Source organism: Oceanobacillus sp. CAU 1775 (assembly GCF_054482815.1).
Window position 1 is genome coordinate 89198 of record NZ_JBTLRO010000009.1, and the last position, 19936, is coordinate 109133.

General features: G+C 35.4%; 22 protein-coding genes, 1 pseudogene and 1 riboswitch. Of the genes and pseudogenes, 5 read left to right on the forward strand and 18 right to left on the reverse strand.

Annotated features, from left to right (window positions below):
* Positions 1 to 13 precede the first annotated feature (13 nt).
* A complete protein-coding gene (locus ACXYMZ_RS14305) occupies positions 14 to 505 on the reverse strand; it encodes a hypothetical protein (RefSeq protein WP_458949085.1) in 492 nt (163 codons plus the stop codon).
* Between the two features lie 141 nt (positions 506 to 646).
* Here ACXYMZ_RS14305 and ACXYMZ_RS14310 point away from each other — a divergent pair, with 141 nt between their 5' ends.
* Positions 647 to 919 (forward strand): hypothetical protein, encoded by a 273-nt coding sequence (locus ACXYMZ_RS14310; RefSeq protein ID WP_458949086.1) that lies wholly within the window; start codon positions 647 to 649, stop codon positions 917 to 919.
* 78 nt (positions 920 to 997) lie between these two features.
* On the opposite strand, the gene ACXYMZ_RS14315 is transcribed toward ACXYMZ_RS14310, so the two are convergent.
* The 10 genes from ACXYMZ_RS14315 to ACXYMZ_RS14360 all read right to left on the reverse strand — a co-directional run bounded on the left by ACXYMZ_RS14315 (position 998) and on the right by ACXYMZ_RS14360 (position 9472).
* Positions 998 to 1312, reverse strand: coding sequence for a DMT family transporter (locus ACXYMZ_RS14315; RefSeq protein WP_458949087.1), 315 nt, complete (start codon positions 1310 to 1312; stop codon positions 998 to 1000).
* Positions 1312 to 1662 carry a DMT family transporter gene (locus tag ACXYMZ_RS14320; RefSeq protein WP_458949088.1) on the reverse strand — a complete coding sequence of 117 codons (351 nt, stop codon included), beginning with the start codon at positions 1660 to 1662 and terminating at the stop codon, positions 1312 to 1314. The genes ACXYMZ_RS14315 and ACXYMZ_RS14320 overlap by 1 nt, the downstream gene beginning before the upstream one ends.
* Positions 1663 to 1738: 76 nt before the next feature.
* A riboswitch (guanidine-I (ykkC/yxkD leader) is annotated at positions 1739 to 1837 on the reverse strand.
* Positions 1838 to 1852: 15 nt separating this feature from the next.
* On the reverse strand, positions 1853 to 2824 hold the full coding sequence (locus ACXYMZ_RS14325) for a siderophore ABC transporter substrate-binding protein (protein ID WP_458949089.1): 972 nt from the start codon (positions 2822 to 2824) through the stop codon (positions 1853 to 1855).
* Between the two features lie 407 nt (positions 2825 to 3231).
* Entirely contained in the window at positions 3232 to 3987 is a 756-nt protein-coding gene (locus tag ACXYMZ_RS14330) for an iron ABC transporter ATP-binding protein (RefSeq protein WP_458949090.1), read from the reverse strand.
* Positions 3981 to 4931, reverse strand: coding sequence for an iron chelate uptake ABC transporter family permease subunit (locus ACXYMZ_RS14335; protein ID WP_458949091.1), 951 nt, complete (start codon positions 4929 to 4931; stop codon positions 3981 to 3983). The genes ACXYMZ_RS14330 and ACXYMZ_RS14335 overlap by 7 nt, the downstream gene beginning before the upstream one ends.
* Positions 4921 to 5874: an ABC transporter permease gene (locus tag ACXYMZ_RS14340; protein WP_458949092.1), complete on the reverse strand. Its 954-nt coding sequence runs from the start codon at positions 5872 to 5874 to the stop codon at positions 4921 to 4923. The genes ACXYMZ_RS14335 and ACXYMZ_RS14340 overlap by 11 nt, the downstream gene beginning before the upstream one ends.
* 272 nt (positions 5875 to 6146) lie before the next feature.
* The gene (locus ACXYMZ_RS14345; protein ID WP_458949093.1) at positions 6147 to 6857 is read right to left on the reverse strand and encodes a DsbA family oxidoreductase; all 711 of its coding nucleotides are present in this window, start codon (positions 6855 to 6857) and stop codon (positions 6147 to 6149) included.
* A 54-nt stretch (positions 6858 to 6911) separates the two neighbouring features.
* On the reverse strand, positions 6912 to 7964 hold the full coding sequence (gene fni, locus ACXYMZ_RS14350) for a type 2 isopentenyl-diphosphate Delta-isomerase (RefSeq protein WP_458949094.1): 1053 nt from the start codon (positions 7962 to 7964) through the stop codon (positions 6912 to 6914).
* A gap of 345 nt (positions 7965 to 8309) precedes the next feature.
* The gene (locus ACXYMZ_RS14355) at positions 8310 to 9245 is read right to left on the reverse strand and encodes an IS3 family transposase (protein ID WP_458949110.1); all 936 of its coding nucleotides are present in this window, start codon (positions 9243 to 9245) and stop codon (positions 8310 to 8312) included.
* Positions 9182 to 9472: a helix-turn-helix domain-containing protein gene (locus tag ACXYMZ_RS14360; protein ID WP_458949078.1), complete on the reverse strand. Its 291-nt coding sequence runs from the start codon at positions 9470 to 9472 to the stop codon at positions 9182 to 9184. The genes ACXYMZ_RS14355 and ACXYMZ_RS14360 overlap by 64 nt, the downstream gene beginning before the upstream one ends.
* Positions 9473 to 9866: 394 nt before the next feature.
* Here ACXYMZ_RS14360 and ACXYMZ_RS14365 point away from each other — a divergent pair, with 394 nt between their 5' ends.
* Positions 9867 to 11630, forward strand: coding sequence for a methyl-accepting chemotaxis protein (locus ACXYMZ_RS14365; RefSeq protein WP_458949095.1), 1764 nt, complete (start codon positions 9867 to 9869; stop codon positions 11628 to 11630).
* 139 nt (positions 11631 to 11769) lie between these two features.
* Positions 11770 to 12258 carry a pyridoxamine 5'-phosphate oxidase family protein gene (locus ACXYMZ_RS14370; protein ID WP_458949096.1) on the forward strand — a complete coding sequence of 163 codons (489 nt, stop codon included), beginning with the start codon at positions 11770 to 11772 and terminating at the stop codon, positions 12256 to 12258.
* Positions 12259 to 12313: 55 nt separating this feature from the next.
* On the opposite strand, the gene ACXYMZ_RS14375 is transcribed toward ACXYMZ_RS14370, so the two are convergent.
* The 5 genes and pseudogenes from ACXYMZ_RS14375 to ACXYMZ_RS14395 form a co-directional block, all read right to left on the reverse strand.
* The gene (locus ACXYMZ_RS14375; protein WP_458949097.1) at positions 12314 to 13177 is read right to left on the reverse strand and encodes an aminoglycoside phosphotransferase family protein; all 864 of its coding nucleotides are present in this window, start codon (positions 13175 to 13177) and stop codon (positions 12314 to 12316) included.
* 79 nt (positions 13178 to 13256) lie between these two features.
* Positions 13257 to 14030: a class I SAM-dependent methyltransferase gene (locus ACXYMZ_RS14380; RefSeq protein ID WP_458949098.1), complete on the reverse strand. Its 774-nt coding sequence runs from the start codon at positions 14028 to 14030 to the stop codon at positions 13257 to 13259.
* Between the two features lie 42 nt (positions 14031 to 14072).
* A pseudogene (locus ACXYMZ_RS14385) lies at positions 14073 to 14482 on the reverse strand (NUDIX hydrolase).
* A gap of 76 nt (positions 14483 to 14558) precedes the next feature.
* A complete protein-coding gene (locus tag ACXYMZ_RS14390; RefSeq protein WP_458949099.1) occupies positions 14559 to 15125 on the reverse strand; it encodes a DNA-3-methyladenine glycosylase I in 567 nt (188 codons plus the stop codon).
* Positions 15125 to 15967, reverse strand: coding sequence for a sulfurtransferase (locus ACXYMZ_RS14395; RefSeq protein ID WP_458949100.1), 843 nt, complete (start codon positions 15965 to 15967; stop codon positions 15125 to 15127). The genes ACXYMZ_RS14390 and ACXYMZ_RS14395 overlap by 1 nt, the downstream gene beginning before the upstream one ends.
* Positions 15968 to 16111: 144 nt before the next feature.
* Between ACXYMZ_RS14395 and pepT the strand changes: the two genes are divergently transcribed.
* Positions 16112 to 17344: a peptidase T gene (pepT, locus tag ACXYMZ_RS14400; protein WP_458949101.1), complete on the forward strand. Its 1233-nt coding sequence runs from the start codon at positions 16112 to 16114 to the stop codon at positions 17342 to 17344.
* Between the two features lie 169 nt (positions 17345 to 17513).
* Here pepT and ACXYMZ_RS14405 read toward each other — a convergent pair whose 3' ends face one another.
* Positions 17514 to 17645 (reverse strand): hypothetical protein, encoded by a 132-nt coding sequence (locus ACXYMZ_RS14405; RefSeq protein WP_458949103.1) that lies wholly within the window; start codon positions 17643 to 17645, stop codon positions 17514 to 17516.
* 76 nt (positions 17646 to 17721) lie between these two features.
* The gene (locus ACXYMZ_RS14410; protein ID WP_458949104.1) at positions 17722 to 18321 is read right to left on the reverse strand and encodes a TetR/AcrR family transcriptional regulator; all 600 of its coding nucleotides are present in this window, start codon (positions 18319 to 18321) and stop codon (positions 17722 to 17724) included.
* 239 nt (positions 18322 to 18560) lie between these two features.
* Here ACXYMZ_RS14410 and ACXYMZ_RS14415 point away from each other — a divergent pair, with 239 nt between their 5' ends.
* Positions 18561 to 19595 carry a D-alanyl-D-alanine carboxypeptidase family protein gene (locus ACXYMZ_RS14415; RefSeq protein WP_458949105.1) on the forward strand — a complete coding sequence of 345 codons (1035 nt, stop codon included), beginning with the start codon at positions 18561 to 18563 and terminating at the stop codon, positions 19593 to 19595.
* The last annotated feature ends 341 nt before the right edge of the window (positions 19596 to 19936 follow it).

The following is a 19936-nucleotide window of genomic DNA, read 5'->3' on the forward strand; positions in this document are numbered from 1 at the left end:
CTATTCGTGTATCTTACCTACTCCATGACTTTCTGAAATAATTACCTAAATAAAATGCAACAACCATAAGTAATAAAGCTAGTAAGCACATTAACCATAAACCTTTAGTTGTAAATATGAATATTGAAATCAATGAATGAGCTAAACCAATCATTGGCATAAAATAAAATTGTGTCGCAACTCCTAACAAATTTGACCAATATCCTCCCACGATCATTTCTTGATACATCAGCAGTACGAACATTGCTATAGCTGGTAAATGTACAATCAAGAATGATTTTAATTGTGACTTTTCGAATGTGAAGCTAATGAAACCTACCACTATCCATAAAACAAGAAAAATTATTCCTATAAGATTAGAAGGTAAAACACTATCTGGATTATCGATTATCCATGAATTCATTAGAAAACCTATAATTAAAGGAATAAACCCTAATAACAGCAATATCATTTTTTTGATGGTAATAACCCCCATAAGTGTTAACTGAATTAAATCAACTGCCATTACAACATATTCGACATTTAGGCGTATTAATCCTTTTTAAACTAGATTAAACTCTACCTTAAGTAAATGAATTCAAATTACATATTCAGGATAACTTCCTCCATTCTTGCACAAACTGTTGGTAGAAAGGAGTTTTTTTAGATGAGAGAAGAAAAGAAGAAATACAGTGATGTTGAGAGTGTGAGAAGAATTAAAAACCAAATTATTCCTGAGGAGTTTCCTGAAGGGTCTTATGGTTCAGCAATTAATAAATATGAAGCACCTGAAGGCAAATCTACCCCTTGGCTCCCTGGACAGTATCGGGAAAGTGCTTTTGTATTCCCTGATAAATCCCAGCATGCAAACTTGCCGAGACAAGCAGATGGCGCTCACCCTACACATAGTGAAAATGAAGAACATTCTACTGAAAATTAAAAAGCAGCATGGAATCGGAATTGTAGTTGATTTCATGCTGCTAATATTTTTTATGCAATTAGACTTTAAAGTATTAGTCTATGAGATAAGTTTTAATCCGATTCCAGAAGCTAATATTAACGTTATGAAGAACATTCTCTTCCAACTTTTTGATTCTCCATAAAAAAACATCCCAACTAAAGCACTGCCAACAACACTTATACCTGTCCAAATAGCATATCCTGTGCCCATTGGAATTGTTTGTAATGAATAACTTAGAAGACCAAGTGCTGATCCAAGCCCGATGATTATTAAAAAAACGGTCTGCCAATTTGGTTTTCTTGATAATTGATTAATCATTGCAACCGCAAAGGTCTCAAACAAGCCAGCTATAATTAAAATAAACCAAGCCATTAAGATCTGTCTCCTTTCTCAATATCATCAATTTCATTATCTGTGACCATTTTCAAACCAATAACCCCTGATAAGAGGACTGCAATAAGAAAAACTTTCTCCCATCTGAAAGCTTCTCCAAAAAATAAAATTTCTGCAACAACAGTACCACCTGCACCTAACCCAACAAAAACAGCGTAGACTGTTCCAGCAGGAAGTACTTGTGCAACACTTATCATTAAATAATTACTTACTATAATCAAAATGATTGTGGCAGTCCAAGTCCAAAAATCATATGCATGGGCCAATCCAATTACCCAAAAAACTTCTAAAAAGGCTGCAAGAAATAATATAAGCCAGTTTTTATTCATCTGAAATTACCTCCATTTTTAGTAGTATGAACATATATACAAAATAAAAAAGCCTGAGAGAAACTGTTTAACAGTTATCTCCCAGGCTTTTATCCTTCCGTGGCACAGCATTAGCTATGAGTTTTCTCTCGGACCAGACCAACTATAAGTTTGCGGAACCCTAGAAAACATTTATTTATTCAATTTTTTGTTACTCAATACTTTCATCAATCTGTTTTACCATTTCAGCTACTGAAACTAGACCGCCACCTGATAAATACCAGTATTCAGGGTTTAGGTAAAAGATTTTATCATTTTTATATGCATCTGTATTCTCTACTAGTTGGTTTTCAACAAGCTGTTGTGCAGCTCCCGATGCTTCACCACTAGTTACTACTGCAGCACGATCAACGACATAAAGAATATCAGGATTTTGTTCCATTACATATTCAAAAGTTACGTTCATCCCATGAGTTGATGCTTCAATCCCTTCATCGATAGGATCTACACCAAAAACATCATGAATAATTCCAAAGCGTGAGTTTTTACCATATGCACTAATTTTATCATCATTCGCTAAAATAATGAGCGCTTTTTCATCTGTTGCTTCTGCTCTCTCTTTTAAATCAGCAATCATTTCATCAATTGCTTCTAGCTCAGATTCGATCTCAGATTCTTTTTCAAAAACTTGACCTAATACAGTCATATTTTCTTTGAAAGAATCCATATATCTCGTCGTATCAACACCTAGATGAATGGTTGGTGCCAATTCTGATAATTGATCATATATTGCCGCTTGACGTCCTGAAATAATAATCAAATCAGGATCGATTTCAGAAATCTTTTCAAAATCGGGTTCTTTTAAACTACCGATATTTTCATAAGCGTCACCTTCGTATTTTTCTAAATAGGAAGGGATAGTGCCTGACTTAGCAAGTGCTGTAACCGAATCAACACCTAATTTATCTAGTGAATCTAGAATTCCAAAATCGAATACAATAACTTTCTCTGGATTCACAGGTACCTCTGTTGTATCTAACTCATGTTCTACAGTAACTGTACCTGCGTTTGTCTCTGTATCTCCCGCTGCATTATTCGACTCATTATTATCATCATCTGAGCCACAAGCTGCTAATACTAAAATAAGGAATGATGCGAGTAATATAAGTGTAAACTTCTTCATAAAAATAAAACTCCCTTTTATTCAATTGTATTGTTGGCTAGAATTCTAGCCTATATTAAAACTAAGCAAAGCATTTATCTGTCGCAAGTAGACTCATGTGATTTTATTTTATAATGGAACTCCTCGTTTACTTTCGCAATTCCAAGATAAACAGTACTGCAGTTGCTTCTAATACTCCTTTTATTATATTTGTACTGTATCTTCGTAAAGTGTCGCGATTTTTAAGTCAAACTGGAGTAATTGATATTTTAATAATACTAATGAAGCATTTATGTTTACCTAGCTTCTATTATAAGTTAATATAAAGGTAGTGAATTTCCCTTGTTCTGAATTTAGGTTGCCGCCTATCAGGACGGGGATTTTTTTATGGTCACATTTCGTCTAACTCACTAAAAGAAATGATTTGATTAGTAATAAACACAAATTCGTTGGTTATTAATTTCTTGAATCTCGATATCCATATCGTAAATCTCTTTAAGGACACATGTATCAATAACATCACACGCGCGTCCTTGTTTAACAATCTTCCCATCTTTTAATGCGACAATTTGGTCAGAGTAACAAGATGCAAAGTTAATATCATGGATAACAATTACAATCGTTTTACCCATATCGTCCACTAGACGACGAAGTGTTTTCATAATTTGTGTCGCATGACGCATATCCAAGTTGTTTAATGGTTCATCTAGTAAAATATATTCTGTATCCTGTGCCACTACCATCGCAATATGTGCACGCTGTCGTTGACCACCTGATAGTTGATCTAAATATTTATGTTGGATTTCTTCAAGCTCTAAGTATGAAATTGCTTCATCTACTTTGTCCCAGTCCTCTTTGTTTAATTTTCCTTGAGAATAAGGGAAACGTCCAAATGATACGAGTTCACGAACGGTTAGCTTTAAATTCACAGCATTTGATTGCTTAAGAATTGAAATTTTCTTTGCCAGCTCATTGTTTTTTGTTTTTAAAACATCATGGCCGTCGATAGTAATGTCCCCTTGATCTCTTGTAATCAATCGGCTAATCATTGAAATCAACGTACTCTTCCCTGCACCGTTTGGACCAATGAATGACGTAATCGTACCTTTTTCTATTTTAAGAGAAACATCCTCTATAATTGGCTTGCTCCCATATGATTTAAAAACATTCTTCAAATCTACCATGATTTATTCTCCTTTAATAAAAGATATATAAAGTAAACTCCACCAATGAAATTAATAATTACACTTACTGTTGTGTTGAAGGTGAATACCTTTTCTACGAGGAACTGCCCTCCAAGTAAAGCGATAATACTTACAAATATTGAACTTAGGATGATATAAAAATGACGGTAAGTCTTCATCATTTCATATGCAACGTTTACAACGAGAAGTCCTAAGAAAGTAATTGGTCCAATTAATGCCGTTGCTACAGAGATTAGAACTGCGACGATAATTAGAAGTCTTTTAACGACAAAGTCATATGGGACACCTAAATTAATCGCATCATCTTTACCCAAAGCAAGGACATCTAAATACTTATAAAACCTTAGAAAATAAAGCGTTACAACCGCAATTATCACTACTGATATATATACTAAATCCGTATTGACATTATTAATACTTGCAAACATTCGGTCTTGCGCAACACTGAATTCATTCGGATCGATTAACACTTGCATGAAGTCTGTAAAACTCCCAAAGAACGATCCTAAAATCATACCGATAAGTAGTAAGAAATAAATATTGTTTTTCTCACCTTTGAATAAAAACTGGTAAAGCACAAGTGAGAATAATACCATTCCCGCAATGGAGATAAGATAATTAACACCGCTGTTCATCATTACAAGCGAATTCGCACCAAATAAAAATATAATTACGGTTTGAATTAGCATATAAAGGGAATCTAAACCTAAAACACTTGGTGTTAATATTCGGTTATTCGTAATTGTCATAAAGACTACAGTTGAGAAAGCGATTGCTCCGCCAGTTAAGATTATCGTAAATACACGAATAACTCTTCGCGGCAAAACATAATCGATATTCCCAGTTAAATCATAAAATATATAAAGTAGCGCTAGGAAAAGTGCAACAACGGCAAGGATAACTGTTTTCTTCTTATAACCCATACTTTTTTCTCCTTAATAATAAGTAGATGAATATTCCACTACCTATCACACCAACTGTTAAGCTGATTGGAATTTCATATGGATAAATAATCACCCTGCCGATAATATCACAAAATAGAACAAATACTGCACCTAGCAATGCTGTATGTATTAATGTGTTTTTCAAATGATCACCTTGATAAATGGTGACGATGTTCGGAATAATTAATCCTAGAAAAGGAATTACTCCGACAGATAGAACGACGGACGCGGTTACTAACGCACTAATTATCAATCCGATATTGACAACCTGACGATATTTCAGTCCTAGACTTTTTGAGAAGTCTTCGCCCATACCTGCAATCGTAAATTTATTAGCGTACAGATAAGCTACGATTAATAATGGAATACTTACAAACATCAGTTCATAATTTCCACTCATAATCATGGAAAAGTCACCCTGCATCCAGGACGACATATTTTGAATCAAATCATTTTGATAAGCAAAAAATGTGGATATAGAACTAATAATGTTTCCAAGCATTAAACCAACTAATGGAATAAAGACAGCATCCTTGAACTTTATTCTATTTAAAATTTGCATAAAGATCAGTGTGCCTAGCAAGGCGAACACGAAGGATACTAACATTTGTTGGATTGCTGTAGCGGATGAGAACATCATCATCGAGACGAGTATCCCAAGCCTTGCAGAATCTAAAGTACCTGCAGTCGTTGGTGATACGAATTTATTTCTGCTCAGCTGCTGCATAATTAGTCCAATAATACTCATGCTCATACCTGCAATGACGATACTAAGCAATCTTGGTATTCTACTAACCATCAACACCTGTTTCTGTGTGTCTGATAAGTCGAAGATATCAAGTGGAGTAACACTAGTTACACCAATAAACACAGATAGTATGGAAAAAATAATTAATAATATAATTAAGTACCTTATCTTCATAGACTGCCCTTCTCTTTGAAAAGCACATCTAGCCAAGCCTCGCGCTTTTCCTATTCCCTTTGAATTACGTTCTATATTCTTCTATAAATAATAATAATTATTACCTGCAAACTATTCTAATTAAGAATGAGATTCATTATCAATTAGCTGATAATTTTAGTATATCAGATTTATACTCATAGTCAATAATAATTGCTCCGCTTGTTAGTCGATTTGTAAGCGATCTATCAACGAGAAAAACACACTACATATTATTGCAGTGTGTTTCCATTTTAATACTCTTCACAACTCTCACCTGTACAATAGGAAGTTTTTGCTTTTGTTTTTCCTTGAAGGACTGGTTCTTTTTGTTGCTCTTCCCATACCTTAGAGAGAATATCAGTGAAAATATCGCTTGATTTGACACCAGAAATTCCATACTTTTCATTGAAAACATAGAACGGAACCCCTTGAATGCCAATTTCTGCGGCAACACTAATATCTTCCGCAACTTTAATTTTAAATCGTTCCGAATGGATGACTTCATTAACATCTAAAGAATCCAAGCCAACTTCATTCGTTAGTTTGATTAATGTATGCTCATCATTCAATAATGCAGCATCTGTAAAGTATGCATGCATAAACTTTTCAACAAGCTCAGGACCTTTCCCTTTAGATATTGCATACTGTAAAACTCGGTGTGCAATGAACGTATTCGTATATTTTATTTCCTCAAAATTAAAATCTAATCCTACATCCAGCGCTTGCCTTCTTACTTGTTCATTCATTTCTATTGTTTGATCCAAGGGGATGCCTTTTAATTCAGATAGAGTTTCATGAAAGTCTTTGTCTGGGATGTATTCGGCCGTTGGATCAAGCTGATAGCTTCTATATTCAATTTTTATTTGATCTTTATTAGGAAAATCTGCAAGAGCATCATGCAATTTTCTAATACCGATATAACAAAACGGACATACAAAATCCGACCAAATCTCAATTTTCATCTTACTAAGATCCCCTTTTTGATTCTTTATCTCACATTATATTTTTTGTGTATATTAATTGTTATCCATTAATGATGTTCCCATGATATTCACACGGTTGGTATTTTTCAGTTCAGATAAATTCTTAACTCCGATACCAAACATCACCATTTTTAATTCTAATTCAATTTGTTCCATTACTTCTAACACTGCTTCTTCTGATTCAGTTGCTGCTTTTAATAAATGACGGGCAAATCCAATAATATCTGCTCCGATTGTTATCGCCTTTGCAGCATCAACGCCAGTACTCATCCCACCACTTGCAACAAGCGGTGCCTCAGGTAATTTACTACGTACGGAAACAATGCAATCTTTCGTTGGGATTCCCCAGTTATTAAATGCTTCTGCTGCAGCTTGCTTCATCTTATCTCGAGTTCTAAGTTTTTCAACTTGACTCCAAGAAGTGCCTCCTGCTCCAGCAACATCAATATAAGAAATTCCTGCATTATATAATTTTTCTGCTACGCTACCATCAATTCCAAATCCAACTTCCTTAACACCAACTGGAACGTCGAGTGTTTTACATACTTCTTCAATCTTAGGTAGAAGATTTTCAAAGTTAAGATCTCCACCGTCTTGAACAATTTCTTGCATGCTATTTAAATGAAGAACGATAGAATCCGCTTCTGTTTTATCAATAATTCGCTGGCATTCTTCAGGCCCATAACCATAATTAAACTGAACCGCTCCAATATTTACGATGACTGGTGCAGTCGGTGCCTGTTTACGAACCATGAAAGAATCTTTATATTGATCACTTTCTAAAAGTGCTCTTGTTGAACCAATCGCCATTACCCAACCTTTTGCTTCTGCAGCGAGGGCGAGATTATGATTGATTTCAGTTGCGAGCTTTGAACCACCTGTCATTGAGCTGACTAGGAATGGGGCTTTCAACTGTTTTCCTAAGAAGGATGTGTCAATTTTAATATCATCAAAGTTTATTTCGGGTAACGCATTATGAATGAAATGTATTCCCTCAAGTCCTGTAGTTTTATTAACGCCTTCTACCCTATCTGTCAGGCATAAACGAATATGTTCTGTTTTTCTTTGGTTAATCCCAGTTTCCATTAATACTACCTCCGTACATCTATTCATTATCTTGTTCCTATTTTACTTCTTTCTTCTATTAAATGAAAGAAGAAGGATTATGGAGAGTGATTTATGTGGAAAATCCTATGTTTTTGGGCGGTGCGAAGGTGGCAATTGTGAACTTCGGTGAGTTACATGTGAACATTGGGTAACTGGACAGACCTCTGTCAAGTGGACACATTAATTAATTCACACCCATTTTATTTTTTCCTTGAAACCACATGATGACTTTTCAATTCTAAGGTTGGTTTTGTCAAGGGTGTTCTTTCCCTTGACAAAACCAACCTTAGAATTATGCTCTTTGGGAGTGGTTCCAAGGAAAAATCATGCTACTTCTAGTTGAAACTTACTTAAGTATTGTTGTGGTGACATTCTGAGTTTTGTTACCACGCGTTCTTTGTTATAATAAGTGATATATTCTTCGATTGCTTGGCTCGTTTCTTCGAACGTCTTGTAAGAAAACATAATTGGCATTTCTTCCTTGATGATACTGAAGAAGCTCTCTATAGGGGCATTATCCCAACAGTTTCCCCTTCGCGACATCGAAGGGGTGATATTAGATTGACCAAGTAATTGAAAATAGTCTCGGTTAGTGAATTGAGCTCCCTGATCGCTATGCAGAATGGCTCCTTTCCCTAACCCTTTTTCTTTTAGTTTTTTTACCGTGTTTAACACTAATTGCGTATTTTGCTTATTACCAAAGGTAGAAGCCAAGACTTCGCCGTTATATAAATCCTTTACGGCACATAGATACGCCCACTTCCTGTATGGCTGCGTTATGCCTATATAAGTTATATCAATAGCTAACTTTATCCGTGGTTTAGTCGCTGTAAAGTTTTGTTCCAGTAAATTGGGTGCGACTATGGCTGGATTATTATAATTTCTATATTTTCGACGAATGACGCAGTATAACCCATACTTCCTCATCACTCTAGCTACTTGTTTCTTACCAACCTTTATATTTTCTTCGTTCTCTAATATGATGCTTAACCGCTCTGCGCCAACCATTTTATAATGTTTTTCAAAGTGTTTATTTATAATTTCGAACAGCTTTTCATCCTTTACATCTTTTTGATATACGCCATCTCTTTTTTTCCACGCGTAATATCCTGAACGTGATACGCGAAATAAGCTACATAGTGTCTTGATAGGGTAATCATTGGCTAGTTTATGGATAGTTTCAAAAGCTAATTGTTTTACACGTTTCCCCCCTTCCTTAACAGCAAAAGCTTTTTTAGATACGCATTCTCCACCTTTAATAACTCATATTCCTCTTCCAGTGTGGTTTTATTAGGTCTACCTGTATTATTTTTTCGTTGATCGGAAAGGGCATCAAAACCTTCTGCCTTTACAACGTTAATCCATTTATAGATCGAACGCCTTTGGTTAATTTCTAATTTCTCCATGATAGTAGGAACACTATGACCTTCAAAATATAATTCTACAGCTTGCCTTTTTGTTCGGTTATCGTATACTTTTCTTGCCATTAAAATCTCCCCCTTGATGATTATTCTATAATGAAATTTGTGAATAAATCAAAGTGTCCATTTTAATGGCAGTATACCAACTTCTCTGTGAACTTCAGTTTTTACGCTTAAATTAACACTATTCGCCGTATCTGAGAACGGAAACTAGTATTTAGCTGAAGCTACGTTGGCGTCAATTGCGAACAGCAGAATATTCCGTGTCCACTTCAGCATTCCTACTACATAAGAAGCACTATCATTTAAATTAGTACTTAACTGGAAGTTTAATAATCCTTTTTTCCTATAATAATAGATACCTTTCTACTCATATATCATGTATAATAAAATGAAGTAATATAATTAGTCATGAAATTATGACTATTTACAAGACTTTTCACAGGGGGAAATTAAACAAATGAAAGTGAAAGAGAAAAAGAAAGTACAGAGAATAAAGAACAAAAAGCCAATAAAGAAACGCTCCTTCAAGTTTAGCAATCTAAAAATTGGACCCAAATACATAAGCGTGTTCATGGTAACAGTATTCATATTTTTATTATCAGGATTTCTTGTTTATCTACAGCTGAATATTGCTGATGAGAATGCAAATGACTTAGAAAAATATAGTCACCAAGTGAATGATATGTCTGAGCTGACTGCAATCATCCAAGCTAAAGATGTACAGATCTCTGACTTTTTATTAACTGAAGACAATACATATGTTGATAATTTCACGGAATACGAAGCTCAACTTGATACTTTATTAGAAAGAATCGAATCACAGTTACATACAGAGGAAGAAATTGAATTAATAACGAACCTTAAAAGAAATGATAGCAGTATTAATAATACATTCCACACAAATATTGTTTCTTCCATAGAGAATAACAATTCAATAATGGCGAGAAGCATGCGAGAAACTACATACCGTTTCCGAACAGAGAATATTGAGTTCGTTAATCAATTATTAGCGATTAACACAGAAAGACAGGAAGCTGCAGTTGCAGAAGTAAAAAGTAGTATGGCAGATAGCCGTGCAGTTCTATCAATCGCAAATATAGCTTCTGTGATAATAGGAATTTTACTTATTATTTTAGTGAGCAGAAAAATCTCTAAAGAATTAAATCGCGTTGTGAATACAACAATAGAAGTTGCCAAGGGAAATCTACGCGTTAAAACGATTGACTATGAAGGTAAAGATGAAATTGGACAGCTTGCTTCAGCAGTAAATCTATTAAAAGTAAATATTCAAAGTATATTGACGAATATTTCTAAAGCAAGCGAAAGCCTAACGAGTCAGAGTGAGGAATTAAATCAATCCGCAAATGAAGTACGAGAAGGTAATATTCAAGTCGCCGTTACAATGGAAGAGTTATCTACTGGGGCAGAAACCCAAGCAAATAGTGCATCAAATCTTGCTGAAAAGATGAATGACTTCTCTCAAATGGTAAAAGAATCTGAGCAGAATGGCACCGAAGTTTCAACTAGATCAGAACACGTTCTTAGTTTAACAAATGAGGGGCGAAAACTAATGACCTCTTCTGTAGATCAAATGAAGAATATTGATCAAATTGTGGAAGAAGCTGTTGAAAAGGTGAAAAGTCTCGATAAACAATCAGAAGCTATTTCAAATCTTGTAACAGTAATTGAGGGCATTGCAAATCAAACAAACCTTCTTTCTCTAAATGCGGCAATTGAAGCTGCAAGAGCTGGAGAACATGGAAAAGGTTTTGCAGTTGTAGCTGATGAAGTAAGGAAATTATCTGAACAAGTTTCAACATCAGTGGCGGAAATTACAACAATCGTAACTAATATCCAATCTGAAACTGAAGCAGTTGTAGATTCATTATCTAAAGGCTATGCTGAGGTGCAAACAGGTACAGAACAAATCGAAACAACTGGAAAGAACTTTGACACCATCCAACAAGCCGTTACAGAAATGACTGAAAACATCACACTGATTTCAACGAATTTAAACCGAATTTCTCAAACTACTGGTGAGATGAATAACCTTATTGAAGAGGTTGCATCCGTGTCAGAAGAGTCAGCTGCCGGAGTAGAAGAAGCTGCTGCATCCTCTGAACAAACAGCAAGTTCAATGGAAGAGGTTTCTGGTAGCGCTGATGAACTTGCACGACTTGCAGAAAATCTTAATGAGGAAATAAGAGTGTTTAAACTATAATTTTAAAGCTAAGAGATCATTTCTCTTAGCTTTTTTTATCCAACGAATTTTTCTCACCTGAAACTATATGAATATTATTCTAAAGAAAGGGAAGTATACCTCTGTACCCAGAATTAAAATTTTCTAAGAGGTGATATGAATGTCTAATAGAATTAAACAAGAAGAAATGGAAACATTAAGAGATTTAATTAAAGATGTAGATGTAGCTATGCTAACTACAGTTACACCAGAAGGACTTGTCTCGCGTCCGATGAAAACACAGGAAGTAGAATTCGATGGTGATTTATGGTTCTTCACTAAAAAAGAAACAGATAAATATAAAGAAATCTTGCACGGCCAGGATGTGAATGTTGCCTATGCAGGTAAATCTTACGTGTCTATCCGAGGACAAGCTGAAATTGTCGAGGACGTTAGTAAAAAAGAAGAATTGTGGAATAAAGCCTATGAGAAGTTTATGCAGACTACTGTGGACGATCCTAACTTAGTCTTAATCAAGGTGAAAGCAGAAGCTGCAGAGTATTGGGAGTCTGGTAGCATTACAAAAAGAATTGCTTTTTTCTACAAACGTATGACAGGGCAAGATTCCGAATCAAGTGAAGTGAATGAGACAATTGAATTAGATAAGTAAATTGGAAATGGGTTGTCTCGTGATGAGGCAACCCATATTCACTGTCTCAAAAAGTTTATAACAACATCTGTTCCAAACGAACCAAGTTTTCCTCAAGAAATAGAGCATGCTTCTCCATTCCCCTTCTTTTACACCAACCAATACTATTAAAAGCATCGGTAAATTGATAAAAAGGTAGGACCGCGTCTAAATCAATTAAGGACCTAACACTTTTATAACCTTCTTGATATGCCAAGTAAAAAGCTTGATTAAAGCTTAAAAAGTCACGATGTAGCTTCGTAAAGTCTACTTCTGTTGAACCGAAACGAACACTTTCAAAATCAATTACTCCTGAAACTTGAGTGCCAGCAATTATTATATTCGCCGGACGAAAATCCATGTGAATGAAACTTGGCCCATCAGGGGAAGGCAGTTGGCTTTTCATATCTTCATATTTAACGATAGCTTTATCGTATAGTTCCTTATTTAAGACCCCTTTAACATCTTCGGCAAAGCTATAGAATTGTTTTTCAACAAAAGTTGACCAATTTACAAACTCATTCTTGATACCTGTTAAAACTTCTACGTTCCTAGGTGCAACATTATGTATTGATGCATGAAGTATACCTACTTCATATGCTACTTCGGGTGAAACATTTGTTGATAAAGGCTCGCCTTTTAATTCAGATAACAGAAATGCACCTGGACAACTTGAATCGCCTGCCCAATAATCTATTAGACGAGGAATAGCAACTTTTCCGCGCAAAATCTCATAAGCTTCTAACTCTCGATGATACTTCAATTTTGTATAAGGAATCTTTATAAACACGCAATCTCCGCTTTGTAAATGACATTTATAAACAGTGGAACTATGCGAATCTTCAACCGGCGTTATTGCTTGAACCTGCAGTTTAAAATTCGAAATGATTTGCTCTAGCAATTCATCATCTCCATTCTAAAGAAATTGTTTCAAAAGTAGAACCATTCAATTGTGATGAGATGATAAATGCCTCTACCTGTTAAAACTTTATCGCTCTCGTGGCAATAAAGGTCTTAATATAGTTATCTATTATTCGCGTTCCACCGAAGTCATCCTCATAAAAACCAGTTAGAACTAATCCTGCATTCATTTGCCCTTGGATTTGGTCTTCTAAAGTATGTGCGTATTCGATTGTCTCATTAGAATTGATATAATCTTCAACTTCATTCTTTGGTAAATAATCTAATGTAGACGAAGGAATTGCGTGTTTCACATCTAGAATTCCTTTTCTCTCTTGTTCATCATCAAAAATCCATAATAAAGGATTTGTAAATCCAACAATTAGGATTCCCTTTGTTTTTAGTACTCTCGAAATCTCATCCCAAACAGGTTGGACTTCTTTTACAAATAAATTAGAAACAGGCTGAACAACCATATCAAAGGATTCATCCTCCAACTGGCTAAGATCTGTCATGTCACCTTGTATCGTTTTCAAAGTTAATCCTTCTCGTTTTGCAACCATCTCATCTTGCTCTAATTGCTTTTTAGATATATCGACAACTGTTACATTCGCTCCTGCTGCAGCTAATACTGGTGCTTGTTGCCCTCCACCAGACGCCAAGCAAAGTATCTTCAAGCCCTTTATGGAAGTAGGAAACCACTCTCTCGGAACTGACTTTTCAGTTGTTACAGTTATTTTCCACTCTCCTGCTATACTCTTTTGAATTTCTTCGCTACTCACAGGTTGTGTATACCTGGAGCCCTCTTCAACTTTCTTATCCCATGCATTGCTATTTTGTTGTATCGTATCCATTTTCCCTCTCCCAATATATTTTTATAAAATTTATTGAATCGATTACCCTTGAAAATGATAAGGTGACGAAGCTGTCAGTAATCGCTCCACTCCACCACGATGATAGGGCATTAATTCATTAGCTTTTTCTATGTCTACCCATTCTATTTCAGCTATTTCATCTTTGAAATTAATGGCAATTTCTCCATCGGTAACTTTGGCTCTAAAAGTTATAAATAGCGCATGATTTTCTTTTTCGATAAACTTTGCTTCATTTACAGCTATAACTTCGCCTACTTCGATTGTTAAATTTGTTTCTTCTTTAACTTCACGAATAATTGCATTTTCAAAAGTTTCACCTTTTCCACTGCTCCGCCTGGAAGTGTCCAGCGACCACCAATGTTATTTACCATTAAAATCTTCCCCACATCTTCTCTATAAATAAGGGCGTATACGACATCTACTCGAATCATTGTTTTACCTCTCTAATTAAAAATTCGCAGTGCATTCTATCATGAATTTCACTGCGATTTCATTTATTTAAAATCATTAAAAAGACTTCTTATGAAGAAAACAATCGACAACATGATCATTTACCATTCCGGTTGCTTGCATAAATGCGTAGCAAATTGTTGGTCCGACAAAGTTGAATCCGCGCTTTTTTAAGTCCTTGCTCATCATTGTCGATTCCGTTGTACTTGCAGGTACTTCAGCTGAGGACTTCCACTTATTAATCAGTGGTTTCCCGCCAATAAACTGCCAAATGTACGTATCGAAACTACCAAACTCTTTCTGGATTTCTAGAAATACCTTTGCATTGCGTATGACCGATTCAATTTTGCGCCGATTACGGATAATACCTTCATTCTGCATTAACTCTTCTATCTTTTCGTCATTATAGGTGCTGATTAGGTGTGCATCAAACTGATCGAATGCTTTTCGATAATTTTCACGTCGCTTTAATATTGTAATCCAGCTTAAACCTGCTTGGGCTCCTTCTAAAGAAAGCATTTCAAATAAATGCTGGTCATCATGCACAGGGCGTCCCCACTCCTCATCATGGTAAGAAATATAGACTGGATCATCTGTTACCCATGCACAACGGTGAACATCCATTACTTATCTTCTCCAAGTTCAATGTCATTTTCCGGATAAGAAATCCAATCACTAAAGCTTCCTGGATAAAGTTTTACATTTTTATAACCTGCTGCTTTAAGTGCGAGGATATTTATACAGGCCGATACGCCAGAACCGCAAGATACGATAATTTCCTCTTCTTGATTCAAATCTGAGAAATGTTGTTTGAGGCCTTCCCCTTTTAACCATTTTCCATCGTCAGATAACACCGTTTTCCATGAGTAATTTTTCGCACCTGGGATATGTCCTGCTTTACTATAAAGTGGTTCAAAATCACCTAAGTATCTATCCTCTGTTCTGGAATCAATAAGTGTCGTGCCTTCTGCAACTTTTTCCTTTACTGCGTCAATATCAACAATCTTTTCTTCATTAAATGTTGCTTTATATTCTTTCGGCGTCAAGCTTGGGATATCAGAGGTTACCTTATTTCCAGATGCAACCCAATGCTTGAAACCTCCTTCTAAGATATAAACTTTCGTATGGCCAATTGCTTCTAGCAACCACCAAAGCCTAGCTGCGAACATATCATTACCTTCATCATAAATAACGACTGTTGTTTCTTCATCAACACCAATATTTCCAAGTTTTTTTATAAAGGTTTTAAAATCTGGGAGTGGATGTGAACCGCCATGCTTCTCTACTCTTCCAGACAAATCCTTATTTAAATCGAGGTACACGGCTCCAGGGATGTGACTTTCAAGATAAAGTTTTCTCCCAGCATTCTCATCAGTTAATTTAAATCTTACATCAATTATTCTTGTATTATCTAGTTGATTTTCTAGTCGATGATTTAATCGTTCTACACTAATTAAATTCGTCATGCAAGATCCCTCCATTCTCTTCTATTGTAAACCTTTCTACTGTAAGAATAAAGTGAAACTTCAGAAAGACTTAGATAATATTTCGAGTTCCGTAATTTATATGCTAAAATAATTGTTATATATCATTTAAGGAGAGATTGTAAAATGAAAGAGGAACTAATTGAACGACTTACCACCTACGCGAAAATCGATACACAATCAAATGAGGATTCAGAAACGACTCCTTCTACACCCGGACAATTTGATTTAGTAGAAGTTTTAACAAAAGAATTAAAAGAAATTGGGATGGAAGATGTTGAATCAGATGATAATGGTTATTTAATGGCGACATTACCAGCTAATACAGACAAGGATATACCTACGATTGGGTTCCTTGCACATCTTGATACAGCAACTGACTTTACGGGTAAAAATGTGAATCCACAAGTAATTGAAAACTTTGATGGAAATGATATTACATTAAATGAAGCGTTAAATATTGTCCTGTCGAAAGAAGAATTCCCAGAGTTACCGAGTTATAAAGGACATACGCTAATTACGACAGATGGAACAACTTTATTAGGTGCAGACAACAAAGCTGGAATTGCTGAAATTATGACCGCAATGAATTACCTTATTCAACATCCTGAAATTGAACATGGACGAATTCGTGTAGCTTTCACACCAGATGAAGAAATTGGTCGTGGTCCACATAAATTTGACGTCAAACGCTTTGATGCAAGGTATGCATACACCATAGATGGTGGGCCACTTGGTGAATTACAATATGAAAGTTTTAATGCCGCTGCTGCAAAGATAACTTTCAAAGGTAATAGCGTGCATCCTGGTACAGCGAAAAATAAAATGGTGAACTCTGGTAAACTAGCTGCCGAGTTTGTTAATAAATTTCCTGAAGAAGAATCTCCTGAGCATACAGAGGGTTATGAAGGATTCTACCACCTAATTTCCATAACTGGTGATGTAGAATCTACGCAAGTTTATTATATTATTCGCGATCATGACAAAGAGAAATTTGAAAATAAGAAAGCGACATTAAAGAGTTTCGTTGAAGAAATGCAAGAAAAGCATGGAGAAGAAAACGTTGAACTTGAAATGAAAGATCAGTATTATAATATGCGTGAAAAAATTGAGCCAGAAATGCATATTGTTGATATCGCACAGCAAGCAATGGAGAGCTTAGGGATCAAACCTGTTATCGAACCGGTACGTGGTGGAACAGATGGCTCTCAACTTTCATTCATGGGCCTTCCTACTCCGAATATTTTCACAGGTGGAGAGAACTTCCATGGCAAGTTTGAATATGTTTCCGTAGATAATATGCAGAAAGCTACAGAAGTTATTGTAGAGATTGCTCAATTATTTGCAAAAAACAAGTAAAAAAATAAGGCATTCCCTTCTTATGGGAGTGCCTTTCATTTTTTGTTCATATAAGATTGGGAAAAGTTGCGTCGTCTAAACTAAATTCGTTCCACCTAGCCATGCAATTTGCATGCACTAGAAGTTACATTCAAAGCTTATGAGGAAGCTTTTTCTCTAAAGAAAAGACTTATCTTGCAAGTGAGCGGATTAAATCGTAGTTTACTGAGATTCTTTCGCGATGCAATTGTTCTTCGTTCATCTTGTATAAATAATCACGGGAGTTACTTTTTGACTTTTTACATTTGAAAAATGATAACATATATTTCGCCTCCTTTTAAATTAAAATGACTGGTCAGTTTATTTGTTCCATGTAATCTATATGAATTTCTTTGTTCCTAAGTTAAATATGCAAGCATTGCTTTTTCCATCTCTACAATTCGTGCTTCAATCTTTTCTTCATCATAACCAATTGATGCATGAAGCCAAATTCCATCGTGTAAAGACCAAAACATTGCAGCTGCTGCATTCGTATCAATATCTTTTTTAATTTCTCCAATTTCTTGCCCTTGGGAAATGATTTCTTCTGTCATACCGAAAAGAATATCAAAGTTCTTTTTCAGTACCTCCTTCACATGCGGAGCGTCTGAAGCGTATAACCACGACTCAATGTGGACATGCATAAATTTTCTTTTATTAATATCATACGGCAAATCTGTTCGAATCCAGTATTTCAATTTTTCAACTGGACTATCAATTCTCGCAAGATTAACTCTCAAGTTCTCAAATACTGCTTCACTTCTCTGATTCAAAAGACTAAGAAATATTTCTTCTTTACTCTTAAAGTAATTATAAACCGATCCTTTGCTCAGTTCGGAATACTTTACAATATCGTCTACAGTGGATGCCGAATAGCCCTTTTTTGAAAAACATTCTAGTGCAGCATCTAATATTTTAATTTTTCTTTCCTCTTTTGCTTCATCAGATATTTTTGGCATATTCTCCACCTACCTCTATTTAAAACTGACTGGACAGTTTATATATAAATTGTAGTCTATTTTGACACAATTTACAACCCTTCTGCTCAAGATAACTATGTCTAATTTGTTAATCTTTCTTTACAAACCAACTTTATATAAACAGATTATTCCAGTATTACCCATAGCTATTGCTTAATACGCTCTCGATGTGAGAAAATAGGAAGGATATTTATTAAAGGATAGAATGTAGGGATACAATGAAAGTGAAAATATTAGGCATACTTGCTACTGTCTTGCTCATGTCAGCATGTATGGAACAAGTTGACCAGAAACCAGTTCCAAGGGATGAAAATCAAGAGCATATAGGAAAAACAAATGATAAAGAAAATAACAAGAAACCTTTAGAAATTGCATTCGAGCTTCCGAACGCTCCTTTACAGAAAAAAGATACTGGAGATAACGTAGAAAATCTCCAAGTTGCTTTAGAAAAAATTGGTTACACCCTCCCCATTAATGGTGAATATGAAGAAGTAACTACTTGGGCTATTACAGATTTTCAATTACAAAATGATGAGCTATCAGTAACTGGAATATATGACGAAGAAACGAAAATCACAATAGAAGAGCTTATAAAAACTAATGAAACAATCGAGGCTGGCACTGGACTTCCACCGATTGCTGATCCAGTTGTAACAAATGCTGGAAGCGAGGTACTAGGGAATCCTTACGAAGTCCTTGCGATTATTAATAAGCAAAATGCGTTGCCATCTGATTACGAACCGCATGACCTTGTTGTACCTGATGTTGCCTTTCCATTTACAGAAGATTTACCAAAGAAACAGCTCCGTGAACCCGCTGCAAAAGCATTAGAAGAATTATTTGCAGCTGCTGAAGATGCAGGACATCAGCTCTATGCCCAATCCGGGTATAGATCCTATGAGCGACAAGTAAATCTTTTCGCTTCCTATGCGATGGCACATGGAGAAGACGCTGCGAATCAATTCAGTGCACGCGCAGGCGAATCAGAACATCAATCTGGTTTATCCATGGACATAACAAGTAGTGCTGTTAATTATTTATTAACTACTGACTTTGGAAGCACACCAGAAGGCCAATGGGTTAAGGAAAATGCTGCCCAGTTTGGTTTTATTATTCGCTACCCAAAGGAGAAAGAGGATATAACGCTTTACCAATTTGAACCATGGCACTTGCGCTATGTCGGTATCAAAGCAGCTGAAGAAATTGCTGCGAATGATTGGACCTTAGAAGAGTATCTTTCCGAAGAAAACTAAATGGAGAATAAGGCATACGGCTTATTTATTATTAAGTGCCTTTTCGCTTAAAATACACTTAATTATTACTAAGTCGTATATCAAATCCAGGATCTCAAATTTCATAATAAATAGAGCAGCGATAAAAAAGCACAACGCTGTTTTATTTATTTTTTTATGTTATATTCAGAATGTTTGTGTTACGATGAAATGAGATATTGTGAAGAAATGTACTTAAACTAACGGGGCAGGATAGTTGAATAAGAAAAACCAGAGTAAAGGAGAAAAATATATAATGACTGTTAATTTGGAACCAACAAAAGAACAAGTTAGGAATTGGATAGAAAGTTTTGTTCCCAAAA

Bases quoted from the DNA above. Each gene is read 5' to 3' on its own strand.
- ACXYMZ_RS14305 (WP_458949085.1), bottom strand. From the start codon at position 505: ATGGCAGTTGATTTAATTCAGTTAACACTTATGGGGGTTATTACCATC.
- ACXYMZ_RS14415 (WP_458949105.1), top strand. From the start codon at position 18,561: ATGAAAGTGAAAATATTAGGCATACTTGCTACTGTCTTGCTCATGTCA.
- ACXYMZ_RS14310 (WP_458949086.1), top strand. From the start codon at position 647: ATGAGAGAAGAAAAGAAGAAATACAGTGATGTTGAGAGTGTGAGAAGA.
- ACXYMZ_RS14325 (WP_458949089.1), bottom strand. From the start codon at position 2,824: ATGAAGAAGTTTACACTTATATTACTCGCATCATTCCTTATTTTAGTA.
- ACXYMZ_RS14320 (WP_458949088.1), bottom strand. From the start codon at position 1,662: ATGAATAAAAACTGGCTTATATTATTTCTTGCAGCCTTTTTAGAAGTT.
- ACXYMZ_RS14365 (WP_458949095.1), top strand. From the start codon at position 9,867: ATGAAAGTGAAAGAGAAAAAGAAAGTACAGAGAATAAAGAACAAAAAG.
- ACXYMZ_RS14340 (WP_458949092.1), bottom strand. From the start codon at position 5,874: ATGAAGATAAGGTACTTAATTATATTATTAATTATTTTTTCCATACTA.
- ACXYMZ_RS14405 (WP_458949103.1), bottom strand. From the start codon at position 17,645: ATGTTATCATTTTTCAAATGTAAAAAGTCAAAAAGTAACTCCCGTGAT.
- ACXYMZ_RS14335 (WP_458949091.1), bottom strand. From the start codon at position 4,931: ATGGGTTATAAGAAGAAAACAGTTATCCTTGCCGTTGTTGCACTTTTC.
- ACXYMZ_RS14330 (WP_458949090.1), bottom strand. From the start codon at position 3,987: ATGGTAGATTTGAAGAATGTTTTTAAATCATATGGGAGCAAGCCAATT.
- ACXYMZ_RS14345 (WP_458949093.1), bottom strand. From the start codon at position 6,857: ATGAAAATTGAGATTTGGTCGGATTTTGTATGTCCGTTTTGTTATATC.
- fni (WP_458949094.1), bottom strand. From the start codon at position 7,964: ATGGAAACTGGGATTAACCAAAGAAAAACAGAACATATTCGTTTATGC.
- ACXYMZ_RS14395 (WP_458949100.1), bottom strand. From the start codon at position 15,967: ATGACGAATTTAATTAGTGTAGAACGATTAAATCATCGACTAGAAAAT.
- pepT (WP_458949101.1), top strand. From the start codon at position 16,112: ATGAAAGAGGAACTAATTGAACGACTTACCACCTACGCGAAAATCGAT.
- ACXYMZ_RS14360 (WP_458949078.1), bottom strand. From the start codon at position 9,472: ATGGCAAGAAAAGTATACGATAACCGAACAAAAAGGCAAGCTGTAGAA.
- ACXYMZ_RS14410 (WP_458949104.1), bottom strand. From the start codon at position 18,321: ATGCCAAAAATATCTGATGAAGCAAAAGAGGAAAGAAAAATTAAAATA.
- ACXYMZ_RS14315 (WP_458949087.1), bottom strand. From the start codon at position 1,312: ATGGCTTGGTTTATTTTAATTATAGCTGGCTTGTTTGAGACCTTTGCG.
- ACXYMZ_RS14370 (WP_458949096.1), top strand. From the start codon at position 11,770: ATGTCTAATAGAATTAAACAAGAAGAAATGGAAACATTAAGAGATTTA.
- ACXYMZ_RS14390 (WP_458949099.1), bottom strand. From the start codon at position 15,125: ATGGATGTTCACCGTTGTGCATGGGTAACAGATGATCCAGTCTATATT.
- ACXYMZ_RS14380 (WP_458949098.1), bottom strand. From the start codon at position 14,030: ATGGATACGATACAACAAAATAGCAATGCATGGGATAAGAAAGTTGAA.